22 protein-coding genes are annotated in these 16,322 nt (G+C 62.5%); 21 read left to right on the top strand and 1 reads right to left on the bottom strand.

Annotation, left to right across the window (positions count from 1 at the left end; translation table 11 throughout):
- A partial coding sequence (locus DXK93_RS11430) for a S24 family peptidase (protein WP_147400235.1) occupies positions 1-1,050 on the bottom strand: 1,050 nt, incomplete at its 3' end.
- A 109-nt stretch (positions 1,051-1,159) separates the two neighbouring features.
- Between DXK93_RS11430 and DXK93_RS11425 the strand changes: the two genes are divergently transcribed.
- The 21 genes from DXK93_RS11425 (at position 1,160) to DXK93_RS11325 (ending at position 16,099) form a co-directional block, all read left to right on the top strand.
- Positions 1,160-1,990 (top strand): YdaU family protein, encoded by an 831-nt coding sequence (locus tag DXK93_RS11425; protein ID WP_119450094.1) that lies wholly within the window; start codon positions 1,160-1,162, stop codon positions 1,988-1,990.
- A complete protein-coding gene (locus DXK93_RS11420) occupies positions 1,977-2,720 on the top strand; it encodes a hypothetical protein (protein ID WP_119450093.1) in 744 nt (247 codons plus the stop codon). Before DXK93_RS11425 ends, DXK93_RS11420 begins: the two co-directional genes overlap by 14 nt.
- Entirely contained in the window at positions 2,713-3,069 is a 357-nt protein-coding gene (locus tag DXK93_RS11415; protein WP_119450092.1) for a hypothetical protein, read from the top strand. The genes DXK93_RS11420 and DXK93_RS11415 overlap by 8 nt, the downstream gene beginning before the upstream one ends.
- The gene (locus DXK93_RS11410) at positions 3,066-3,326 is read left to right on the top strand and encodes a hypothetical protein (RefSeq protein ID WP_054453334.1); all 261 of its coding nucleotides are present in this window, start codon (positions 3,066-3,068) and stop codon (positions 3,324-3,326) included. The genes DXK93_RS11415 and DXK93_RS11410 overlap by 4 nt, the downstream gene beginning before the upstream one ends.
- Positions 3,327-3,645: 319 nt before the next feature.
- On the top strand, positions 3,646-4,179 hold the full coding sequence (locus DXK93_RS11405) for a hypothetical protein (protein ID WP_054453332.1): 534 nt from the start codon (positions 3,646-3,648) through the stop codon (positions 4,177-4,179).
- Positions 4,180-4,183: 4 nt separating this feature from the next.
- Positions 4,184-5,662 (top strand): DUF3383 domain-containing protein, encoded by a 1,479-nt coding sequence (locus DXK93_RS11400; protein WP_054453330.1) that lies wholly within the window; start codon positions 4,184-4,186, stop codon positions 5,660-5,662.
- A gap of 9 nt (positions 5,663-5,671) precedes the next feature.
- Positions 5,672-6,103: a hypothetical protein gene (locus tag DXK93_RS11395; RefSeq protein ID WP_054453328.1), complete on the top strand. Its 432-nt coding sequence runs from the start codon at positions 5,672-5,674 to the stop codon at positions 6,101-6,103.
- A 1-nt stretch (position 6,104) separates the two neighbouring features.
- Positions 6,105-6,539, top strand: a complete 435-nt coding sequence (locus DXK93_RS11390) for a hypothetical protein (RefSeq protein ID WP_054453326.1) — start codon at positions 6,105-6,107, stop codon at positions 6,537-6,539.
- Positions 6,540-6,707: 168 nt separating this feature from the next.
- Positions 6,708-8,372 carry a phage tail tip lysozyme gene (locus tag DXK93_RS11380; RefSeq protein ID WP_119450091.1) on the top strand — a complete coding sequence of 555 codons (1,665 nt, stop codon included), beginning with the start codon at positions 6,708-6,710 and terminating at the stop codon, positions 8,370-8,372.
- The gene (locus tag DXK93_RS11375; protein ID WP_119450090.1) at positions 8,372-9,016 is read left to right on the top strand and encodes a phage baseplate protein; all 645 of its coding nucleotides are present in this window, start codon (positions 8,372-8,374) and stop codon (positions 9,014-9,016) included. The genes DXK93_RS11380 and DXK93_RS11375 overlap by 1 nt, the downstream gene beginning before the upstream one ends.
- Before the next feature lie 11 nt (positions 9,017-9,027).
- Positions 9,028-9,312, top strand: coding sequence for a hypothetical protein (locus tag DXK93_RS11370; RefSeq protein ID WP_225596973.1), 285 nt, complete (start codon positions 9,028-9,030; stop codon positions 9,310-9,312).
- Complete coding sequence (locus tag DXK93_RS11365) at positions 9,309-10,190, top strand: hypothetical protein (RefSeq protein WP_119450088.1); 882 nt, start codon at positions 9,309-9,311, stop codon at positions 10,188-10,190. Before DXK93_RS11370 ends, DXK93_RS11365 begins: the two co-directional genes overlap by 4 nt.
- Positions 10,183-10,914 (top strand): oxidoreductase, encoded by a 732-nt coding sequence (locus DXK93_RS11360; protein WP_119450087.1) that lies wholly within the window; start codon positions 10,183-10,185, stop codon positions 10,912-10,914. Before DXK93_RS11365 ends, DXK93_RS11360 begins: the two co-directional genes overlap by 8 nt.
- Positions 10,915-10,919: 5 nt before the next feature.
- Positions 10,920-11,261: a hypothetical protein gene (locus DXK93_RS11355; RefSeq protein ID WP_225589106.1), complete on the top strand. Its 342-nt coding sequence runs from the start codon at positions 10,920-10,922 to the stop codon at positions 11,259-11,261.
- A 7-nt stretch (positions 11,262-11,268) separates the two neighbouring features.
- Positions 11,269-12,480 (top strand): baseplate J/gp47 family protein, encoded by a 1,212-nt coding sequence (locus DXK93_RS11350; RefSeq protein ID WP_119450086.1) that lies wholly within the window; start codon positions 11,269-11,271, stop codon positions 12,478-12,480.
- A complete protein-coding gene (locus tag DXK93_RS11345; protein ID WP_119450085.1) occupies positions 12,477-13,151 on the top strand; it encodes a DUF2612 domain-containing protein in 675 nt (224 codons plus the stop codon). The genes DXK93_RS11350 and DXK93_RS11345 overlap by 4 nt, the downstream gene beginning before the upstream one ends.
- Entirely contained in the window at positions 13,141-14,373 is a 1,233-nt protein-coding gene (locus DXK93_RS31835; protein WP_147400234.1) for a pyocin knob domain-containing protein, read from the top strand. Before DXK93_RS11345 ends, DXK93_RS31835 begins: the two co-directional genes overlap by 11 nt.
- 10 nt (positions 14,374-14,383) lie before the next feature.
- A complete protein-coding gene (locus DXK93_RS11340; RefSeq protein WP_158598554.1) occupies positions 14,384-14,833 on the top strand; it encodes a tail fiber assembly protein in 450 nt (149 codons plus the stop codon).
- A 114-nt stretch (positions 14,834-14,947) separates the two neighbouring features.
- Entirely contained in the window at positions 14,948-15,256 is a 309-nt protein-coding gene (locus tag DXK93_RS11335) for a hypothetical protein (RefSeq protein WP_059371904.1), read from the top strand.
- 34 nt (positions 15,257-15,290) lie between these two features.
- Entirely contained in the window at positions 15,291-15,701 is a 411-nt protein-coding gene (locus tag DXK93_RS11330; protein ID WP_119450083.1) for a M15 family metallopeptidase, read from the top strand.
- Positions 15,698-16,099 carry a hypothetical protein gene (locus DXK93_RS11325; RefSeq protein ID WP_119450082.1) on the top strand — a complete coding sequence of 134 codons (402 nt, stop codon included), beginning with the start codon at positions 15,698-15,700 and terminating at the stop codon, positions 16,097-16,099. Before DXK93_RS11330 ends, DXK93_RS11325 begins: the two co-directional genes overlap by 4 nt.
- Positions 16,100-16,322: the final 223 nt, after the last annotated feature.

The raw sequence follows: 16,322 nt of genomic DNA, 5'->3' as shown, positions 1-16,322 counted from the left end.
AGATGTGTATAAGAGACAGCGCCCCAACACTCGCACCGATGCCCCGTTCTCCAGCGGGATGTCATCGTGCAAGGGATTGAACGACCGCGCCACCCATTGCCCGGTTAGCCGTTCCCTGGCCATCGTCTTCACAATCATCTTGCCGTCGTAGTTGATGGCATAAACCCCGCCGGCGGCGATGTCCTGCAGCGTCAGGCTTTCATTGGGGACCACCAGCAACGCAGCGCCGTCGCGGATGACGGGCTCCATGCTGTCGCCCTTCGCATACACCACGCGGCCTCGGCCGTTGTCCGCGCCTACCGACCTGAGGAAAGACTTGCGGAACTGGATCATGCCGGTCTGTTCTTCGGCATGGTTTTCGATGGGGTCGCCCGCAGCCAGGCGCACGTCGGCCAGTTCCGGGACCTTCTCGAATCTGTCGTTGGCCGCGGGCGGTTCGCCCACGCCCACATTGGCGACCACGCCTTTCTGGGTGCTGATCCGGACCCTGCCTTCGCGTTCGGTCTGGCGCGTGGTCTTGCCGCCTTCCCAGGGCGCCGCAGGCAGGCCATCGATGCGCATGGGGAACTCGTCCCGGGACAAATAGGTGTCCACCAGCGAGTCGCTGCGCAGGACCGTCGGCATTTGTGGCGCGGCGGTAGCAGGGGAGACGTCAATCCCCAGCTTCAATTGCGCGATTGCCAATGCAAGCGCGCCCTGCAATTTGTTCAGCTGATCCGGGGGCAATGCCCGCACCTGTTCTTCCGGGATGCCGGGGAAGGGCCACGGAGGGGGCGCCAGCACCGCTGCGGCCAGGGATCCATCGCGTGCCGGCAGTTTCGGGGCGGTGCCGTCATATAGCCATTGCGCGTTCACGCGCAGCAGCGGGGCGACCTTGATGCAGGTCGCCATATCCATGCCGTTGGACCCATTGAACCAATGCGTCGCCGCGCCGGAAGAGGCGCCGGCTGCCTTCCATAGGTCTGTCTTGGTAAGGCGCGGTTCGGCCGCGTCCGCACGACGGGCCGCTTCCTCGTTGAACGCCTGTGTGATTCGCTTCTGAAAGGTCATCTTAGGATGCTAAACAAAAACAATCTTAGTTGGCTTGCATTTAGAATCTTAGCATTCTAAGATTTAAAAATGATAGCGAGGTAAGACTGGCGGGGATGCAAAAACACGCATGAACTACTACAGCCACAACATCGGTGATTACGCGCAGGCCACGGCGCATCTGAGCTTGCTTGAAGATGCCATCTACAGCCGCCTGCTGCGCCGGTACTACGCCGAAGAGCAGCCCATCGTGGACAACCTGCAGCAGGTATTCCGGTGGGTGGGGGCCCGTAGCGAAGAAGAAAGAGAGGCGGCCGCGCAGGTGCTGGCCGAGTTCTTCGTGTTGCGCGATGGCCATTGGCACAACAAACGGGCGGACGTGGAGATTGCCGCGTATCACGTCAAGGCCGAGACTGCCAAGGCCAACGGCCGGCGAGGCGGCCGGCCCAGGCTGGCAGAGCGCAATCTGGAACAACCCAGCGGGTTTCCCATGGGTTTCGACGAGCAACCCGGCCATGGCCCGGCAGTAGCCGGATCGGAAGCTAACCAAGAACCAGGAACCAAGAACCAGGAATCAAAAGAACACACCTCCCGCAAGCGGGGGACCGGATTCGACGCGTCCGTGATCGAACTGCCGGATTGGCTGGACCGCGAGGACTGGGTCAGTTGGATTGCCGACCGCAAGGCGCGCAAAAAGCCGGTGACGCAGGAGGGCGCCAGGCGTCAGCTGCAACAGCTTGCCGCCTATCTGGCCGCCGGGCATCCGCCAGGGGCCGTGATCGCGAACAGCATCGCGGGCGGGTACCAGGGTCTCTTCCCTCCGCGCACGCCTGCTACAGCCGGCCAGCCGGCAGGCAGGGCGCAACGCCTGGCCGACTGGACCGAGGAGCTGCGAGAAGTACTGGCCGACGACGGCCGGCCGCGCGAGCGGTTCATGGGGACGATAGATGCAACCCGCTGACATGCCTTCCGCCGCCATGGGCGCGCTGGTGGTCAATGAAATGCTGCTGATGTACGGCGCCAAGTTCGCGCAGCAATGGCAGGGCCTGACTGCCCGTGAACTGAAGGATTCATGGAACCAGAAATTGGCGGGCCTGGACGAGGTGCAGGTGCGTCGCGGCCTGGTCGCCTGCCTGACCCAGGAATGGCCGCCGACGCTGCCGCAGTTCATCAAATTATGTTGCCCGTGGATGGTTCCCGAAGTGGCCTATCACGAGGCCGTGCGTGGCCTGTCCGCGCGCAGGCGCGGCGAGCCCGGTGTCTGGTCGCATCCGGCGGTGTACTGGGCCGCGGTGGGCGTCAGCACGGTGGATCTGCTGGGCTGCACCTACGGCGCCATCAAGGCGCGCTGGGAGAAGACGCTGAACGAGGAGCTGGCGAAGGGCGTGTGGGCGGATATCCCGTTGCCTCGTCCGGCGCTGCCCGCGCCCGGCCAGACGCTGGCCACGCGCGCAGAGGCCGAGGCGGCGCTCAAGAAAATGGGCGCGCAAAAGGTGCTGCGGGACCGCGGACGCCCGCCCCGGAGCTGGATTGAAAAGTGGGATGCGCGCATTGCGCGCGGCCACCACCCGAGCAAGGGCATCGCCGACATGCTCAAGCGCGCCAAGGGCGAAAGCCAGGATACGGAGGACCGTCTGCAGAACGGTTCCAGCGGCAAGACAGGTAAACAATGCGAGGTGGCTGATGAGTAAATTGACGGGTGACGATCTGATCTGGAACTGGGCCCGCTGGACCTGGTCCGGCGCCACGGTGGGAAACATGGAGGTATACCTTTCCGAAGAGGAGGACTACCGGCCCATCAACCATCACCACGCCATGGAGGTCGAGGCGATGCATGCCGCGCTGCCCTGGCACGAGCGCATGATCATCATTGCCGAATACCCGCAGAAGAATGTGATGTTCGGCCAGCTGGATGGCCGCGCGCGCCGCGCCAAGGCGCTGGACTGGATTGCCGATACGACCGGCGTGGCCATGACCGAAACCGAATACAAACTGTACCTGGGTCTTTTCCGCAGCCTGGTGGAAAGGAGGCTGGCGTGAAGTACGCGCACGAGGTGATGGATCTGATGGCCTGCTATCCCGGTCGTTCATTCCGTTTGATGGAGCTGGTCCGTCATGTGTCACGCGGCCGGCCTTTGTCTGTTCCTGAAAAGACGCGCCTGCAAAGAGGCATCCAGCGGGCCATGGATGCGCTGCAGGATACCGGCAGCGTGCTGATTCAAGAGCCCGAGAAAGGCGGGCATGGGCGCACCTATGCATGGCGTGTGACGGTTCCGTCACAAGACCGCGCCCCATAGGTCACGCAATCGGTCACAATGGGTCCGGGGCATTGCGCCCCAAGCAAATGCAGCCCTGGCCACGCGCCGGGGCTTTTTGTTTTGGGCGCGTGGCCCCGGCTTTTTCACTGCTGGGGCAGGGGTCGAACTTCTTTGCACTGCATGTGACGGAACCGTCACAAGACCCCGCCCCAACGGTCACGCAATCGGTCACAATTTGTCCGGGGCATTGCGCCCCTGACAAATGCAACCTCGAAATGCAGCCCCGGCCACGTGCCGGGGCTTTTGCATTTGGGCGCGATATTTCGGCGCCAGTCTTCTTCAGCAGGAATCCAACTCCATGAGCGTTCAGATCAGCATCACTGAAAACCAGCTGGTAGAGGACCTCGCCGCATTCTTCAAGACCTTGGTCGACTGCGACGTTGTCCGCGGTCTACCCGGTTGGGTTCCCGCGCCACCGCGCGAGTGCGTCGTCATCACTCCGCTGGCGGCGCAGGGACTTTCCGTGCCGGTCATGGCCTATGCCGATCCGTCGCCCGCGGCGGGGAAGCGGATCATGACCCAGGCCACGCAATGGTCTGCCCGCGTGGATGGCTACGGGGCGCGGGCCCTGGACCTGGCGCTCACGCTCTCGATCGCCCTGCGCAGCCAGTACGGGTGCGAGTTCCTGGGGAATCTGGGACGAACCCAGCCGTTGTACGCGGGCGAGCTCAAGCAAGTGCCCTTCGAGAGCGGGGAAAGCCAGACCTTCGAGCGGTGGTGGTTCGACGCCGTCCTGCAGTTCAACCCTTCCATCAGCGTGCCGCAGCAGTTTGCGGATCACCTTCACGTGGGCCTCATCGAGGCCGACACCACCTACCCTACGGGAGCTTAATCCTATGTCCATTCCCGCCAGTGAAATCGTCCAGGTCGTGCCTGGCGTGATCTCCGCCGGCGGATCGGCGCTCGATTTGAACGGCCTGATCCTGACCCACGATACCGCCGTCCCCATCGGCACCGTCCAGAGTTTCGCGACCCCGCGCGACGTACAGCGCTTCTTCGGTCCGACCTCGACCGAGGCCGCCCTGGCCGACGTCTACTTCAACGGCTTCGACAACTCGACCCGCAAGCCGGGCAATCTGTTGTATGCCCAGTATCCGGCGGCAGCGGTTTCCGCCTATCTGCGCGGCGGCTCGATGGCCGCGGTGACGCTGACCCAGCTGCAGGCGCTGTCCGGCATCCTGACGGTGACCGTGGACGGCGTGGCGAAGACCTCCGCCAGCATCGACCTGTCGACGGCAACGAGCTTCTCGAACGCCGCCACGATCATCGAAGCCGGGTTCACCGCCATGGGCGCCACCTGCACCTACGATGCGCAGCGTGCCGCTTTCGTGATCGTCTCGGCCACCGATGGCGTCGCCAGCACGATCTCCTATGGCAGCGGCACCCTCGCGTCGGGCTTGAAGCTGACGCAGGCCGCTGGCGCCAAGGTGTCGCTGGGTGCCGCGGCCGGCATTCCAGCGGTGGACATGGGCCGGATTACCGACCTGACCCAGAACTGGGCGGCGTTCATGACGACCTTCGAGCCCGATACGGCCGGCAAAGTGGCGTTTTCGGCGTGGACGAATGCCCAGGGCGACCGCTACGCCTACGTCGGCTGGGACACCGATATCACCGCTACCCAGCAGGGCAACACGTCCAACTGGGCGGCTGTCGTAAGCGCCAATGAATACTCGGGCTCCGTGCCGGTCTACAAGGACGTGCTGCATGCAGCCTTCGTCCTGGGCGCCGTTGCATCGCTCGACTTCGAACGTACCAACGGCCGCGCCACCCTGGCGTTCAAGGGCCAGTCGGGCCTCGCGTTCTCCGTGACTGACGCGACCACCGCTCAGACGCTGATCGACAACGGCTACAACTTCTACGGCGACTACGCCACCAGCAACGACCGCTTCCGCTTCCTGTACCCGGGCCAGATCAGCGGCAACTGGAAATGGGTCGACACCTACGTCAACCAGATCTGGTTGAACGCGGCGTTTCAGCAGGCGCTGATGACGCTGCTGACCCAGGTGAACGCCATTCCCTACAACATCGACGGCTACACGCTGATCGACGCTGCCTGCCTGGACCCGATCAACGCCGCGGTCAACTTCGGCGCCATCCGCGCCGGCGTGACGCTGTCGAGCCAGCAGAAGGCGCAGATCAACAGCCAGGCCGGTGTGGATATCTCCGACACGCTCCAGACCCGCGGCTGGTATCTGCAGATCAAGGACGCGACGCCGCAGGTGAGAGAGGCCCGCGGCACCCCGCCCATGACGTTCTGGTACCTGGACGGCGGTTCCGTCCAGCAGATCACCCTGGCCTCGCTGGCCATTCTTTAAGGATTCAACATGGCGACTTTGACCAGTGCCAACTCGGTTCTGATGCTTGCGGTGGGCGGCGTTTTTCCGGTGCCGCAGAAGATCGAGGGCTACGCTTCCGACAGCGCCTTCACCTTCGAGGCTGCCAAGCCCGCGCAGGTAACCATGGGCGTGGACGGCCGCATGTCGGCCGGCTACGTGCCGGTTCCCCGCGTGCAGACCATCACGATCCAGCCCGATTCCCCGTCCATGCGCGTCTTCGAGATCTGGATGGCAGCCAGTGAAACGGCCCGCGAAGTGTTTTATGCAAACGGCACCCTCAACATCCCGTCGATCGACCGCAAGTACACGCTGACCCGCGGCGTGCTGACGCAGATTCCGCCGGCGCCGGATGCCAAGGCGATGCTCCAACCCATGGCGTTCCAGATCACCTGGCAGAACGTCTCTCCGGCGCTGGTGTGACATGGCCAGAAAGCAAATAACCCTGACCATCGGCGCCGAAGGGCGCGACAAGGGCAAGGTGTTCATCCTGACGGAGCTTTCTGCCTACGACGCCGAGGAATGGGCCGGTCGGGCGCTGTTCTCGCTGATGAACGCCGGGGTGGAAATCCCGGACAACATCGCAGAGGCAGGGCTGGCCGGCGTGGCCGCCATGGGCATGAAGGCCATCGCCAAGCTGCCTTTCGAGAGCGCCAAGCCGCTGCTGGAAAAGATGATGGATTGCGTCCAGATCCAGCCCAGCCCGAACGTGACGCGCGAGCTCATGTCAGGCGATGTCGAGGAGGTGGCGACGCTGTTCGCGTTGCGCAAGAAAGTCCTGGGCTTGCACCTGGATTTTTTTACGGCCGCCGTCCCATCGACTTCGGGCTCCAAGTCCACGACGGCGGCGCGCGCCTGATTCGCTACGCCAATATCCCCCGGATCATTGGCGTGGTGATTTCCCGGCACCCGGGCCTGCTGCACGACCTGCAGACGGTCTACGGTGCCGAAGACCTGTACAACCTGCTTGAGGTGATTGCGGTGGACGCACACAACAGGCGCGTCCTAGCTGAACCGAGGTAATTGCATGGCCACCATCATCGACGCCTTGCTCGTCACCGCGGGTTTCGATCCGAAGCGTTTTGCGGCGGATAGCTACTCCGGTGCGGCCGGTCTGAGCCAAACGGCCCAGAATCTGGATATGAGCACCGAGCGGCTGTCCGCGTGGCAGAAGGCGGCCGAGCGGGCAGGCGGAACTGCGGAAGCCATTTCCGCCCAATTGAGGGAATCCTCGGTCGAGGTAGCCAGATTCAACCGCGGATCCGCCGCGGACTCGCTACCCGGGTTCTTCCGCAACGGCGGCAATGTCGGCGACCTCAAGGACGGGAACACCTACCTTCTGGCCAGGTCGAGGATCATTGCCGATCTTTACCAGAAGGACAGGGCCCAGGCCGCGCTGGCCGCCCAGGACATGGGTATCAACGAGGGCCTGTTCAATCTGTTCAAGCGCGGGCCCGATGAGCTCGAGCGGTTGCTTCAGGTCCAGGAGAAGCGCGCCGCCATCTCCGGTAGCGATGCGCAAGCTGCCTCGCAGCTGCGCGACCGTTACCTGGATCTGCGCGATACCTTTGAATCGGTGAGCGTCAAGGTGCTGCTGGCGCTCATGCCGGCGTTCGAGCGGCTTATCTCGCTCGCACAGGGCTGGGGCGATTATCTGCTTGAGAACCGAGACGAAATCGTCGAGTGGGTCGACGGCGCGGCGCAGGCCATCGTGAAGTTCATTGATGCAGTCGATTCGGCGGCGCAGGCGGTGGGAGGATGGCAAAACGTCCTGCTAGCGCTGGGGGCGCTCAAGATTCTTTCCTGGGCAAATTCGCTGCTGAGCCTGGCATCTGCCTTGGGGGCCGTGGCTACGGCTCTCGGAACCCTTGGTGGCGCTGGCGCGGCGCGTGGACTGGGTGCGTTGAGAGGCTTGGGACCTGCGGCGTTGAAGTTGGCTGGGCGTGCGGCGGCTGGCGCTGCGCTGTTCCTGTTTAGCGAAGATCTGAATGGGGGCGAGCAAGAAGACCTGGCTGCGATGAGAAATCCCGCGCTGAAGCGCAAGGAAATTCTCGACGCAGTCAGGTACTTCGAGGCCAAGGACTACACCCGGGAGGCGGCCGTGGGGGTGGTGGCCAACCTGCAGGCCCAAAGCAACCTGGACCCCAGGGCCGTGGGCGCTGATGGCGTTTCCGCCGGCATCGGACTATGGAATCCGCGACGCCAGGCCGACTTCAAGCGCATATATGGCATGGACCTGCGCGAGTCCACGGTTGAACAGCAACTGGATTTCGTCGCCAGTGAGTTGGAGAGCACCAGGCGCAGGGCGGGAGTACATCTGGCCGCTGCCACCACCCCGGCCCAGGCCAGCGTGGCCGTGTACCGCCACTTCGGATTGAACAAGTCCGAAGGGGCCAGCTCAAGCGAAGAGCGCAAGCTCGCCGCCGCTGCCGGGGCAATTTATGGGACGCTTTTCCTCGAAGATCAGGAACGAGGCGCCGCAGCTGCAGCTATGACGGTCGCGGCAGCCCAAGCCAGCGCTGCCGCCATCCCGAGCAGCACCGCAACCACCAGCAATACGTCCGAAACCCATATCCACGGCCCCATTACGGTTATGACGCAAGCGACGGACGGCGAGGGAGTCGCCCGTGATTTGGGGCGTGTGGGGCGCTCCCAGAATCTCGTCCAACAAGGCAATACGGGGATGTTCTGATGCCGCTTATTCCTTTTCCCGATGTTCCGAGCAGTCCGGGCGTCCCCGCAGTCTTTCGCGCCGCGTTCCTTCCTTCGGTCTCCGAACCGGCAAGCTTCGAACGTGTGGCGCTGACCGACAGGATCTTCGGTCCTCCTCGCTGGGGGCTGTATGGCGTCGATGGGCAGCAGATGCTGGTCTTCGAGACGTTCCTTGGAATCACCTTCAATCAGAGCGGCCAGATATCCAGCCATCCGGTTGAGCAGGGCGGATTCTCGTCCTTCAACAAGGTCGATGCGCCGTTCGAAGCGACCATCAAGCTGGCGCATGGCGGCGATCCAGTGTCACGCAAAGTCATGTTGTCCGTGCTGGAGCGCATCGTCGGCAGCACGGAGCTGTACTCAGTGGCGACGCCAGAGATCGTCTATCCGTCGGCCAACCTGGTGAAGTACTCATACACCCGCGCCGACAAGAACGGCTCCAGCCTCCTGATCGTTGAACTGACTCTGCAGGAAGTCCGGCAGACGGCCGTCCAGCTATCGCCGGCCACGCAGGACCCCAGCGGCGCGAATGAAGTTAGCAATGGCCAGGTACAGGCGTTCGAGATTGACGCCTATCCCCGGCGCGATCAGAACAAGGTGGCCGATCTGGAGCCCATCCAATGAAGAGAATTCCCTTGAGGCCCGTTCCTGCACAAATGCTCAGCGTCGTGCTGTCCGGGCAGAACTGCCAGATCGCCGTCTACCAGAAGTCGACGGGACTCTATCTGGATCTTGAACTCGACAATGCGCCCATCGTGACGACGGTGCTTTGCCATGATCGAGTACGGCTGGTGCGGTCTGCCTACCTGGGCTTCGTTGGGGATCTGGCCTTTGTGGACACCCAGGGCCACGCCGACCCGCAGTATCAGGATCTCGGATCGCGCTTCGTCCTGGCCTACCTGGAGCCGCTGGAACTATGAGCTTCATCAAGCGCCGGTTGGACGTGACCATCAGCCTGGGTAAAGGAAAGTTCGGCGACGAGCAGGGGCCGGAAGTAACGCTCAGCGGCTACCGGATGTCGGTGACCATTCCTGCCTATACGACCTTCGAAAACAGTCCGATGACCCTGCTGATCCACGGACTGAATCAAGACCTGATGAACAAGCTGACGACGATAGGGCCCGTCATGACGGAACGCCGGGGAAAGAATCTTGTCCGGATCGACGCAGGGGGGGAATCCGGTGCTCCCTGCCTGGTCTACGAGGGGGACATCGTTGAGGCCTGGGCTGGCTACGGAATGGGTGCAGAGGGCAAGGCGGCCGCAGGGGGCATATTCACGGTCAAGGCCGAGGTGGCCGGGGCCAAGCAGGTGAAGCCCGCATCCGCCAGGTCGTTTCCCGGTGCGAAAAAAGCGCAAGAAATCATGTGCGATATCGCTGAATCGATGGGATACAAGGGCGAAAAAAGCGGGGAGGACTATGTGTTGGCCGATCCCTATTTTTCCGGAACCGACATGGACCAATTGCGCAGCTGCGCGAAGGCCGCCCGGGTCAACTTCACGATAGACCGCGGCGTCCTGTCGGTCTGGCCGGATGGCGGATACCGCAAGGGCGATCCGATTCTCGTGGCGCCGGAAACGGGGTTGAGCGGATATCCGGCTTTTACGAGCAAGGGGCTCCAACTGACGACGCTCTACAACCCGCATCTGGGATTGGGAAAAAGAGTGCAGGTCATCAGCACCGTCGAACCCGCGCATGGCGAGTGGATCATTGTGAGCTTGTCCCACAAGCTGGATGCGGAGGTCCCCGGCGGCGTCTGGCAGTCGGTGGCGGTGTGCAAAAGGAACCTCAATGCCTGAGCAATACGGATACGCAGGGCTGGCGCAAGCCGGCCAGGGTGACAGCGAGTTCGGCGCCTTGCAGTTCCTGATCAGCCAGGCGCTGATCCGAGTCAGCACGGCGACGCTGGTCAAGGTGGTGTCGGTGACGAATGCAGGCGGGCTATCGCCCGTGGGCTTTGTCGATGTGCAGCCGCTTGTCAACCAGCTCGATGGCGCCGGCAATGCCGTGCCGCATGGCGTCCTGCATCGTCTTCCCTACTTTCGCCTTCAGGGCGGAGCGGACGCTGTCATCCTGGACCCGAAGGTCGGGGATATCGGGATGGCGGCTTTCGCGAATCGGGACATCTCGCTGGTGAAGACCTCGAAGGCGCAGAACAACCCCGGTTCCTGGCGGTCCCACGACATGGCGGACGGGCTGTATTTCGGCGGTCTGTTGAATGGAACCCCGGTGCAGTATGTGCAGTTCACGGCGGACGGCATACACATCGTGTCGCCCTCGAAGGTGACGGTGGCCGCGCCCAATATCGAACTGAACGCCAGCGCGCAGTGCGCATTGAATTCTCCACGGATCGTGCTGAACGGGACGGTGCAACAAGGCGGTGGATCCTTCGGCGGCACGTCTACCTGGCAGGGCGACATGCACACGCTGGGTACGCTGCGCAACAACGGCAAGGACGTGGGCAGCACCCACACGCATTCCGGCGTGCAGAGCGGGCCGGCAAACACAGGAGCGCCCAATTGAACACGATGCTGCTAGACCGGACGGCCTGGGACCTGGTGCTCGATGCCGCGGGGAATATCGCACTGGCGTCCAAGCCCTACGCCGTGGCGCAAGACGTCGCCAGCGCCATCAAGCTCTTCAAGGGGGAGCTGTTCTACAACACCGCCTCGGGCGTTCCGTACTGGGAAGAATTCCTGGGCCATCAGCCGCCGCTGGCGCTGGTGCGGGAACACGTCCGGCGAGCCGCGTTGACGGTCCCGGACGTGGCCGACGCGGCCTGCACGCTGACCTCCTATACCGACCGCGCCCTGGCGGGCTATGTCGCAATCACCCTGCAAGACGGAACGACGCAAACCGTCAGCTTCTGAGGAAACCATGCCGAACATCTCGAAAGTGCCGCGCGTGCAGTTCACGCCGGAAGGGCTGGTGCTGCCCAACGAATCCGCCATCCTTGCCGGCGTCCTGTCCGACATGGACGCGGCCTTCGGTGGCGGGCTGAATCCCGCGCTGGAAACGCCCCAGGGCCAGCTGGCCTCCAGCACCACCGCCATCATCGGCGACAAGAACAACGAGTTCGCGTCCTACGTGAACCAGGTCGACCCGGCTTATGCGCAAGGGCGGATGCAGGACGCCATCGGGCGGATCTACTTCCTGGACCGCAAGCCCGGTACGCCCACCGCTGTCATCGCCACCTGCACGGGCCTGGCGGGCGTGACGATACCAGTGGGCGCGCGCGCGCAGGCGGTGGATGACAATCTGTACCTGTGCACCCAGGCGGGAACGATACCGGCCAGCGGACGCGTCGACCTGCCATTCGCCTGCTCGGTCGACGGGCCGGTGGATTGCGCGCCTGGCGCACTGAACCAGATCTATCAGGCCATTCCCGGTTGGGACTCGGTGTCGAACGCGGATGCCGGGACGGTGGGCAGCCATGTGGAAAGCCGGGCCGAGTTCGAGGAGCGCCGGCGGCAGTCGGTGGCGCTGAACGCCCGTGGCTCGATCCCCGCAATCTACGCCAACGTGGCGAACGTGGAGGGCGTCATCGACGCCTACGTGACGGAGAACGATCTCTCCGTGCCGAAGACGGTAGGCGGCGTCGTCCTGCGTCCGCACTCCATCTGGGTCGCGGTGACGGGCGGCGAGGCGGCGGACATCGCGGACGCCATCTGGCGCAAGAAGAGCAATGGCTCCGACTACAACGGCAACACCTCGTACACCGTGGAGGACAAGGAGGGATATGCCTATCCCTACCCGTCGTATGTCGTGACATGGGAAACCCCTGCCGCGTTGCCCGTGCGTTTCGCGGTGCAGCTCGCGGACAACCCAGCCCTGCCATCGGACATCGTTGCCTTGACTAAGCAGGCGATCATGGACGCCTTCAACGGCGGAGATGGCGGGCAGCGCGCACGCATCGGATCGACCATTTATGCCAGCCGCTACTACGCGCCCATTTCGGCGCTGAGCCCGGTGGTCTCCATCCTGTCCCTGCTTCTGGGCTCCGATACGCCATCGGCCGCCAGCCTGGCCGTTCCGATCAACCGCCGGCCCACGATCACGGCCAACGATATTGCGGTGACATTGATATGAGCGTCGTGCCTAAGCCGGGGCTGGCGGCCCGGACTCTCATCAGCCAGTATGCCAACAGCCCCACCCTCGTCCAGTTGATCAACAACATGGATGACTACATCAACCCCGACGCCGATTTCGACGCGTTCCATGACTTCGTCTGGAACGTCGAGACCGCGCAGGGCTTCGGGCTGGACATCTGGGGCAGGATCGTGGACGTCGGCCGGATGTTGACGATACCGGGAGACGTCACCTATCTGGGGTTTGACGAGGCGCTGAATTGGCAGCCCTTTAATCAGGCGCCGTTTTACACAGGCGAGCAGGCCACGCAGACGTATCGGCTTGCCGATGACGCGTATCGCACGCTGATCCTGGTCAAGGCGCTGGCCAATATCTCGGATTGCACGTCGCCCAGTTTGAACCGGCTGCTGTCGAACCTCTTTGCGGGGCGGGGGCGTTGCTACGTGTCGGACACCGGGAGGATGGAATTCCGCTACGTGTTCGAGTTCGCGCTGGCTCCGCACGAAATCGCCATCCTGACTCAGTCAGGCGCGATGCCCAAGCCGGCCGCGGTGCTGGCGAACATCCTGCAGGTCGATCTTTCCACCACATTTGGATTCAACGAGGCGCTGATGCAGCCGTTCGGCTCGGGCGTACTTTTCACTTCTTCGGGGCTTATCAATGCAAGCTAGCAATGCACCTATCAAATCGGCCGTCCCGTTCGCGGAAAGCGGCACGAAGAACACTATTCCGGTTGAGTCGCAGATTGGCGTGACGCCGGGGGCGGCGTCCTTCGCGGATGGATTTCCTCCGTTGACGATGACTCCTCTGGCCGCAGGGGGTGTGCCGCCATATGGTGCGGACTTCAATGGCATTCTGAATTTCCTGAGTACGGCCATCCGCTGGAGTCAGGCAGGTGCGAACTACCGGTTTGATGCTGCGTTTTCGGCCGCCGTAGGTGGATATCCAAAGGGCGCGATTTTGGCGGCCTCGTCAGGTACGGGCAGCAGGTGGCTGAACCTGATGGAAAACAACACTGCTGATCCAGATGCCGGAGGTGGGGGCTGGGTTGCCCTAGGGGCGGGGCTGGCTACAAATGAGGAGGTCCAGGCAGGCATCAGTGCCGTCAAGGTAGTAACGCCTGCAGCCCTTCAATCCAAAATTCAATCGAGCCAGACCGATACGACTGCAGGTCGTTTGTTGACGGTAGGGTCTTTCGGCCTGGGCTTCGATGCCTTTCTGGATAAGGATCAAGACCTTGATTATGTACTGAGGTCCGGGTTCTATGGGCAGAACGTTGCGGCTTACGCAAAAATTGGACTCCACTACCCCGCCGAATCGGCCGCGGGGACATTGCTCGTGCAAAGCTCAGGTCAAATAAACACGCAGGTTTTCACGACGTTTTATACAACTGACCAGTTTGTGCGGACGCGCAACGAAGCAGGAGTATGGTCGAGATGGAAGCGAGTGATTTTTGAGAGCGATATCGCGACGTTTGACAAGGCCGGGATCGTGCGAATGGCGACTATCGCTGAAGCGGCGGAACTGTTGCACAACGGCGTAAGTCTGTCGCCCGCCACGCTTGTGTCGGCCTTTTTGGGCGGAGGAAACTCATCCATTGCAGCGAACGGCTATCAAAGGCTGCCGAGCGGTCTCGTTATTCAACAAATGGTAGCGCCCGCGACCGTAAATTCCTCTGTCACGGCCACGTTTCCCGTGGCCTTTCCAAACGCGTGCTTCAAGGTTTTTGTGAGCGAGTCCAATTCCGTTGAGTGGTTTACAGACAATATTGTCGTATACGGCTCCTACGGCCGGACAAAGACCGGGGTAGGCATAACTGCTTATCGTTGGAATGGTTCGTCGTTCACTGTGGCAAACGGGGCGTTGGCAAACGTTCTCGCGATTGGTTACTGAGGAGGTTCGAATGAGTTTCTACTACAGCCCCAACACCCGGGGATTCTATCTCGGCGATTCCCACTATGACGTCCTTCCTGACGACAAAGTGGCGATTACCGACGAGCAATACAAGAACCTGATGGAAGGACAAGCGCAGGGCAAGTTCATTGTGCCAGGGGAGGGCGGTATGCCTCAGTTGGTGGAAGGGCCGCCCGAGTCGGACGAACATGCACGCCTTCGTGTGCTGGCCGAGCGCGACGCGCGCCTGGCCCAGGCGGCGATTCGCATCGCGCCGTTGCAAGATGCCGTAGATGTGGAAGTGAGCACCTCTGGCGGTGAGCTGTTGCTGAACTCCTGGAAGCGATACCGTATTGCCCTAAATCGCGTCGAACAATTGCCGGGGTTTCCGCACAACTTTGTTTGGCCAGAGTCTCCTGGTTTGGCGGCAACGGGGGAGACTCTAAAGTCTGATATTTAGGGAAATCTCAAGATTTTCCCCGCCTCGTGAACTGCCCCCGGAAGGTTGGACCTCGTTCAACTTTTAGGGGGCAGTTCACTTCGTTGGGTCCTTTCTTTTTTGCGAGGGGCGAAATTGAACATCCAAGATTTCGACGCCCTTGCCGCAAAGCTCGCCGGCGTTCTGGGCGCAGCGGTTTCCATGCGCTATCTGCAAGGATCATGGCCAGCCCGGCTAAGCATGGCCGCCAGCGGCTCGTTGGTGGCGTACTACGCGGCTCCCTATCTGTCGCTACTGCTGGAGATTCCAGAAGGCCTGGCCGGCTTTCTGACCGGCATGTTCGGCATGGCCATCGTCTCCCGCGGATGGGAGGTCGTGCAGACAGTTCCCATCGGCGCGTTGTGGCAGGCCGTGATCGACCGAGTGCGCGGCAGAGGGGCATGAGGCGCATCGTTTCATTTATGCGGAGACTTCATCCGTGAGTACATTCCAGCTATCCCAACGCAGCCTGGACCGCCTGGTCGGGGTGCATCCCGACCTGACCGCGATCGTCAAACTGGCTATTCAACGCACGACGGTCGATTTCACCGTGATAGAAGGCGTTCGAACCCTTGAGCGGCAACACGGGTACGTCGCCCGTGGCTCCAGTCAGACGATGGCCAGCTACCACTTGCCGCAGGCGGACGGCCTGAGCCATGCCGTCGACTTGGCGCCGCTGATTGACGGGATGATTCCCTGGAGCAACTGGCAGGCCTTCGCGGGCTTGGCGCAGGTGGTCAAGGCCTGCGCGGCCGAACTCGGCGTTCCGGTGGAGTGGGGCGGCGACTGGAAAACGCTCAAAGACGGCCCGCATTTCCAGATTCCACGCAACTGGAAGGGTCGCGCATGAACGCATCGCTGCGCGCGTTGGCACCGTATCTGATCGGCACCGTCCTGGTGGCCGCCGCCTTCCTGTGTGTGCGCTGGTATGGCGCCGTTCAGTACCGCGCCGGAGTCGATCGGGCAAACGCCGACTATACGCTGGCCGAGCTCAGCGAGTTCCAGCGCCAGACCGCACGCCTGGGCGGAATCTCCGAATCCCTGGAAGTCGCGCTTGCCGCGTTGCGCGACGCCAGTCCCAAGATCATCGAAAGGTACACCCGTGTCGAAGTCCAGAGTCCCTTACCTGCTGGCTGCCGCATTGACGCTGAGCGGCTGCGCCACATCAACGAGGCCGGCCGCCTGGCCAATTCTGCCGGCCAACCTGGCGCAGCCGTGCCCACCAGTGCCCGAGGTGACGAGCGATAGCTGGGACGATCTGGCGCGCAGCTATATCGCGCTGGTTGCGTTGTACGGAGAGTGTGCGGCACGGCAACGTGCGGCGGTGCAGAGCTGGGAGAAATCCCGGTTCGGCCCGTCGTGAGACTGCGATCCGATAGGTCATGCTGCAACAGATAGCCCGCACTCCGCGGGCTTTTTTTCGTCCATCCAGGAGAAAGCCATGTAGACCTGATACGCGAACAGAGAATGC

The sequence above is a fragment of the Achromobacter sp. K91 genome, assembly GCF_003576205.1.
In the GTDB taxonomy this organism is placed as follows: domain Bacteria; phylum Pseudomonadota; class Gammaproteobacteria; order Burkholderiales; family Burkholderiaceae_B; genus Achromobacter; species Achromobacter aegrifaciens.
This window is presented reverse-complemented; position numbering and strand designations above follow the sequence as displayed.

Coding starts and splice junctions, on each gene's coding strand:
- DXK93_RS11425 (WP_119450094.1), top strand. CDS start 1,160: ATGAACTACTACAGCCACAACATCGGTGATTACGCGCAGGCCACGGCG.
- DXK93_RS11420 (WP_119450093.1), top strand. CDS start 1,977: ATGCAACCCGCTGACATGCCTTCCGCCGCCATGGGCGCGCTGGTGGTC.
- DXK93_RS11415 (WP_119450092.1), top strand. CDS start 2,713: ATGAGTAAATTGACGGGTGACGATCTGATCTGGAACTGGGCCCGCTGG.
- DXK93_RS11405 (WP_054453332.1), top strand. CDS start 3,646: ATGAGCGTTCAGATCAGCATCACTGAAAACCAGCTGGTAGAGGACCTC.
- DXK93_RS11400 (WP_054453330.1), top strand. CDS start 4,184: ATGTCCATTCCCGCCAGTGAAATCGTCCAGGTCGTGCCTGGCGTGATC.
- DXK93_RS11395 (WP_054453328.1), top strand. CDS start 5,672: ATGGCGACTTTGACCAGTGCCAACTCGGTTCTGATGCTTGCGGTGGGC.
- DXK93_RS11390 (WP_054453326.1), top strand. CDS start 6,105: ATGGCCAGAAAGCAAATAACCCTGACCATCGGCGCCGAAGGGCGCGAC.
- DXK93_RS11380 (WP_119450091.1), top strand. CDS start 6,708: ATGGCCACCATCATCGACGCCTTGCTCGTCACCGCGGGTTTCGATCCG.
- DXK93_RS11375 (WP_119450090.1), top strand. CDS start 8,372: ATGCCGCTTATTCCTTTTCCCGATGTTCCGAGCAGTCCGGGCGTCCCC.
- DXK93_RS11365 (WP_119450088.1), top strand. CDS start 9,309: ATGAGCTTCATCAAGCGCCGGTTGGACGTGACCATCAGCCTGGGTAAA.
- DXK93_RS11360 (WP_119450087.1), top strand. CDS start 10,183: ATGCCTGAGCAATACGGATACGCAGGGCTGGCGCAAGCCGGCCAGGGT.
- DXK93_RS11355 (WP_225589106.1), top strand. CDS start 10,920: ATGCTGCTAGACCGGACGGCCTGGGACCTGGTGCTCGATGCCGCGGGG.
- DXK93_RS11350 (WP_119450086.1), top strand. CDS start 11,269: ATGCCGAACATCTCGAAAGTGCCGCGCGTGCAGTTCACGCCGGAAGGG.
- DXK93_RS11345 (WP_119450085.1), top strand. CDS start 12,477: ATGAGCGTCGTGCCTAAGCCGGGGCTGGCGGCCCGGACTCTCATCAGC.
- DXK93_RS31835 (WP_147400234.1), top strand. CDS start 13,141: ATGCAAGCTAGCAATGCACCTATCAAATCGGCCGTCCCGTTCGCGGAA.
- DXK93_RS11340 (WP_158598554.1), top strand. CDS start 14,384: ATGAGTTTCTACTACAGCCCCAACACCCGGGGATTCTATCTCGGCGAT.
- DXK93_RS11325 (WP_119450082.1), top strand. CDS start 15,698: ATGAACGCATCGCTGCGCGCGTTGGCACCGTATCTGATCGGCACCGTC.